Here is a 6308-nt window from a genome sequence, read left to right as displayed (position 1 = left end):
GGCCAATGTGGCGCAGTGGTGACGTACACTACTCCCGTCGGGACGGATAATTGCACAGGAGTAACGACGACTCAGATAGCGGGATTAGCCTCAGGTTCAACCTTCCCCGTGGGTGTAACAACGAACACATTTCGAGTAACGGATGGAGCCAACCAAACCGCCGAATGTTCATTCACGGTGACGGTGGTTGATGCGGAAGCGCCGAAGATTACGTGCCCAGCAAACATAACGGTAAACAACACCACAGGCCAATGCGGCGCAGTGGTGACGTACACTACTCCCGTCGGGACGGATAACTGTACAGGCGTAACGACGACCCAAATAGCGGGGTTAGCCTCAGGCTCGACTTTCCCTGTGGGAGTGACGACGAATACATTTCGAGTAACGGATGGGGTAAATTTAACCTCCGAATGTTCGTTTACGGTGACAGTGGTAGATGCTGAAGTGCCAACGATTGTGTGCCCAGCGAATATCGTGGTCTATGAAGGTACGCGTGTGACGTATGTTGCTCCCGTTGGGACAGATAATTGTTCAGGAGCAACAACGACCCAGACGTTAGGTTTAGGAACGGGAGTAGTTTACCCCGTTGGCGTAACGACGAACACGTTTAAAGTTACAGCAGCCAATGGTCAGATAACGGAGTGCTCGTTTACGGTGACGGTGATAGGCAAACCCGCGATTACTTTATCGACGCTTCAGCAAACCCTAAATGAAGGCAACAGTCAAACCTTCTGCGATACGGATGCAAATCCAGTGAATAGTTTGCAATTTAGCATCACAACAGGCTGCGTAATCAACGACCCCGTATGGCGCGTGCAGATAGGCAATGGCGCATGGAGCGATTGGACTCCCAATCCCCCAGTTTCCCAATTATCCAATAACCAAGTTCACCGCTACCAAGCGGCTTGTAGCGCCAGTAATCCAGTGACGTACACGAGCCCGATTGAATTGACGATCAACTATCGTTCAACTGTCCCCCAAAATGTGTCTCTATCGGTTGATGGCGTGACAGTGTTAGTAGGCGAGAGCAAGGGAGTGTGTAGTTTGGTTACGATTCCGCTGACGTTTAATGCCAATTGCGCCGCTGGTGAAGTGACACTTTACTCCGTCGATGGTGGTGAATATTCATCGGGTGTGCCCACGGGTTTGGTGGATAATCAGTATCACAATTACCGCGTGCGTTGTCGTAAATCGGACGGAACTGCATCCTGTGTGGAGTCAGAATCAGGCGTGATGCGTTTGAAATTAGTAACCATTCCAACGGCGCCGACGGTATCGTTGTCATCAACGAGCAGTTGTGATGCGACAGCAAGTTTCAGCGGACAGTCATCTTGTGGGAGTTTGCGAACAGTTTGGTACAATGCAACTACGAACGTTGCCTTGTCCAATTTGCCATCAACTGTACCAAGCCAGACGACGTCTTATTACGCCCGTTGTCAGACGGAAAACGGTTGCGTAAGTGAGAAGAGTAACGTCGTGACCTTTACGCTAACGTCAACGCAGGTCGCTCCCGTAATTACGGTTTCGCAAGAGATAGTATGTACAGGAACGAATGTAAAAATTTCGTCGAATTGTCCCGCAGGTAGTCAAACGTTTTGGAACACGGGTGTAACAACACCAAGTTTTGAAGTCTCATTTAACAACGTCACCAAGCAGACATATTGGGCGAAGTGCCTATTTGCAGGTGGGTGCCAAAGTTCAGAAAGCGTTCGCAAGGACATCTATTGGAATGCTTTTGTGGTGACATTGATTAATGTTGGAGAAAGCAAATCGTCGGTGAAGGTAAACGACCGCGCAGCGTGGTCGAGCCAGTTTATCAAGCGTGACGGTGGGCCAGAATTAGAGCAAAGTACGCAGCAAAACCCAACGCTGTATTTTGTAGAAAACGTGAACAAAATAGCTCCTCGTTACTGGACAATCAACGTGGAAGCCTGCGGCTTGAGTACGGATGGTTCATTAACTTTTGACATGTTGGCAACACCCGAAATGGGGGTAATACGCTCTTTCAACACCCACGAAAACAATGCGCCGTATTTTATGTACGCCAACCGAGAAGGCTGGACAGAATTGTACGCGCAGAATCATCCTGCCTATGGTTTCTACCAAGACAACGGTGCAGGCGGTAATGCCTACGATGCAGGTTTGCCCAAGGGTTTGTACAAGTTGGGGGTGAGATATTGGGATCAGAAAGGTTGGGGCAGTATTTATCCTTCAACGCGCAAACCGCAAGGCAGCGTGTTGGCCTACCAAGAATATTGGTTCCGCATCCAATCGAAAGATGGCGTAGGCGTGGGAGCAGCGAGAACAGCGGATAGCGGTGAGCAAGGGTCGGGCCGTCGCACGGCAAATGGCGAAGGGCAAGCGGTAATTGTTCCCCCATCGGGGGGCAGGGGGCTATTTGTCCTCCCCAACCCAGTCACCAACATTCTCCGCTTGCAAGTACAAGATAACAAGGGACAAGCAGTGCAAACTACTTTAACTGATGCCTCGGGTCGGGAAATATTACACCGCCAATTTGTCCCTGAAACCAACACGCATCAAGAAGAGTTTGCGGTGAGTGAGTTACCAACGGGAATGTACTTTTTACAGGTGACAAGCCCTGATAAACACGCTACTTTGAAGGTACTGAAAGTAAAATAAAAGCCCTTATATAGGCTTCAATGGGGGGATAAACGATGGTCAATACCATTGTTTATCCCCTTTTTTTGCGCTCTGTTATTTTTGGAAGTGCTAGAAGGTGATTTGTAATTATCTGATAGTAAGTGTGTTGTAAATTGTCCACCCCCTTTGTCCACCCCCTAAAATAGCTATTTTGAGCGTAGCGTATCTATTTTGTATGTGTGATGAAAGCCAGCTCGTGGAGTAGCGCTGGTAAAGTCACAAATCTTGTCCTTATAAAACTCATAACTTTTATGAAAATTTTTACGTGTCGTTTTTTACTGTTATTACTAAGCCTAATGCCCATGTTGTCGTGGGGACAAACAACGGTATATTGGACTGCCGCTACCAGTCGTGATTGGAATGTAGCGACAAACTGGTCTCCGAGTGCAGTACCGACTGCAACGAGCAATGTGGTTATTGGCTATTCGTCCGAACAAAACTCTCCTATCATTCAAGCTGGGACTGCTGCGGTAGCCAATAGTGTGCAACTAAATATTGGGGCTTTACTGACGATTGCAAGTGGAGGAAGTATTACGATTGATGGCGCGACGACGGCATTTACAGCTGGCTTACTCAATAATGGCACGATTGAAAACAGTGGTATTATTCGCGTTGAACCAGCTGAAAATACTACAATTGCCTATGGGCTATATATGCAAGGTACGGCACAAAACGTCGCAAAATTTATCAACAAATCAGGCGGGGAAATACACATTGACGGAACGAGTACTTCGGGCATTTTTATGCAAGCCAATTCTCTTTTTTCCAATGAAGATAAAGGGAAGGTGGTTATTGGAGAAAATAAAACGGTAGGGAAGGAAGGTGTATTCAATTTGGGCAGTGTAGAGAACAAAAATGGGGGAGAAATCTATATCTATAAATTTACAAGTGCGGGAGTTTCTGTTGGTGATGGGAGCCCCAGTTTTACCAATGCTGGCAAAGTAGTAATTTCTGGAACTGGTACATCTTTATTTGGAGTAGATAATGGAGGGAGTTTTACTAACCAGTCAGGAGGGGAAATCTACATTGACGGAACTGGAAATACGGCTTTCTCTAATAGTAAAAACACCTTTACCAACGACGGAAAGGTAGTCATGGGAGCCAATGCAGCAGTTGGTAGATTTGGGGTCTCAAATAGTGCTAGTGGTGTTATAAATAATAATGGGGAAATTAGTATTGACCGATTTAATACCAACAATGGCTATGGAATCTTTAATACTGCAAGTTTTACCAATCAAGGTAAGGTGGTAATAGGAGCAAATAGTAGCACGCTAGGAGTGACTGGGCTTAACAATACAAGCAGTTTCTTAAATAAGTCAGGGGGAGAAATTAACATTGATCGAATATCAAGTTATGGATTAGCTAACGAGTCAAGCGGTACATTTACGAATGAAGGAAACATACAGATTGGGGCTAATGGTGCATCAGGAACAATTGCTTTGGTAAATAATAACGCTATTTTCAACAACACAGCAGGGCGGATTTTTCTTGACCGAAGTAGTTCTATTGGGATATTTAATTTTAATTCTGGTACGATTAATAATACGGGAAAGGTCGTCGTTGGTGCCAATAATGGCGTAGGAAACGATGGAGTATATAATAGTTCTTCCACTTTTAATAACAATTTGTGTGGTGAATTGCGGGTAATGAGGGGTAGATTAAGGAACGAAAGCACCCTGACGAACAAGGGAATGATTTACGTGGCAAATTCATTGACTACTCAAGGTACATTTACGAACGAAGGCGTGCTTAGTTATGGGTCGCTTACAGGGTCAGTGACCAATACCTCGGCTACTTCGGTCATTGTCAACAATTCCCCGACTACGCCTATTTTCAGTTACGGAGGTACGTACAGTGGCACTATCAACATCTTTACCGATGAAGCGGCGACTCAATCGGCGGGTACTTTTAGTTTACCGAATAATTTTACTCCTTTGGCGTCATTTCCAACGGGTACTCGAACGCTTTATGCCAAAATAACCCCGAGTCAAGCAGGATGTACCTTTGTAGTGCCTTTTAGCTACTTAGTATGTAACAGTACCCTTACAGCGGGAGCAACGGCTAATCCCACTACTTGCGGGGGAACTCAAGGAAGTATTGTTTTTAGTACGACCAACTTGCCAGATGGCGATAATTATGTGTTGAGTTTTACGACGAGTTCGACCACGAGTAGTCCTAAGAGTGTCAACGTCAGGGGGAATAGTTTTACCTTGAGCGGGCTTACGGCGGGTGATTATAGTAATTTTTCGCTTTCGGCGTTGGGTTGTAGTTTTTCACATGCTACGTCTAAGGTATTGGTTGATCCCCCACTGCCGACGGTGACGATTGTCGGCAACAATGGCACTATTTGTGCTGGAAAGGACGCTATTTTCACGGTGAACGGAACCAGTGGCGCCACGCTAACTTATGTAATAACAGGGCTTGATGATGATCAGACGCTGCTTTTAAATGGAACCAATCAGCTTCTGACCGTTAACAATGCCGTTACTGATGTTATCTTTTCCCCAATCAGTGTAAGCAAGAATAACTGTTTAGTGGTCATAGTAGATGGAAGCAAAGTGACAGTGAATCCTTTGCCAACGGCGACGATTTTGGGTACAGCGACAGTGTGTCAGAATGGAGATAAGCCGTTGGTTACGTTTACAGGTGACGGTAGCACGGCACCTTACACGTTTACGTATAAATTGAATAATGGTGACGTGCAAACGATAACGACGGAGAATGGAAATAGCGTAAGCCTCGAAGTTTCAACGAGTCAAGTAGGCGAGTTTGGATATAATTTGGTGAAAGTGACCGATGCTAGTACGACGGCTTGTAGTCAAACTCAAACGAGTAATGCGGTGGTGACGGTGAATCCATTGCCAACGGCGACGATTACAGGGACAACGGTAGTTTGCCAAAATAGTACAAAGCCCAAAATTACGTTTACGGGCGGGAATGGGACGGCACCGTACACGTTTACATATACCTTGAATAATGGTTCCGAGCAAACGCTAACGACCGAAAATGGGAATAGCATCACCTTAGAAGTCTCTACAAGTGAAGCGGGAACGTTTAAATATGATTTGGTGAAAGTAACCGATGCCAGTACGACGAAGTGTAGTCAATCCCAAAGTGGCAGCGCGACAGTGACGGTGAATCCCTTACCAACGGTGACGATTACGGGAACAGTCGCAGTGTGTCAAAACAGTACGTCTCCCAGTATCACTTTTACGGCAGATAAAGGGACAGCACCTTACACATTTACGTATAAAATCAATGACGGAGTTGCCCAAACGGTGACGACAACCACTGGCAATAGTGCCACTGTTTCGGTTTCTACGGGTAACTCAGGAGTGTTTGTGTACAGTTTAGTGAGCGTTTTGGAAAGCTCTTCTACGGCGTGTAGTGAAATTCAAACGGCAAGTGTGGTGGTGACGGTGAATCCATTACCCACGGCGACGATTTTTGGGGCAACAACCGTTTGCCAAAATAGTACAAAGCCCAAAATTACGTTTACGGGGTCAAATGGAACCGCTCCCTACACGTTTACATATACCTTGAATAATGGCACCGAGCAAACGCTAACGACCGAAAATGGGAATAGTATTACCTTAGAAGTCTCTACAAGTGAAGCGGGAACGTTTAAATATGATTTGGTGAAAGTA

The 6308-nt window shown here is 45.9% G+C and carries 2 protein-coding genes; both read left to right on the top strand.

Annotated features, from left to right (window positions below; all coding sequences use genetic code 11):
• On the top strand, nucleotides 1-2640 hold a 2640-nt coding region (locus K339_RS0120230; RefSeq protein ID WP_028525231.1), incomplete at its 5' end, for an HYR domain-containing protein.
• Between the two features lie 272 nt (nucleotides 2641-2912).
• On the top strand, nucleotides 2913-6308 hold a 3396-nt coding region (locus tag K339_RS37595; protein WP_211243819.1), incomplete at its 3' end, for a beta strand repeat-containing protein.

Source organism: Runella limosa DSM 17973, from assembly GCF_000482465.1.
Lineage (GTDB): Bacteria > Bacteroidota > Bacteroidia > Cytophagales > Spirosomataceae > Runella > Runella limosa.
The sequence above is the reverse complement of the archived record's forward strand: the minus strand, read 5'-3'. Positions and strand labels throughout refer to the sequence as shown.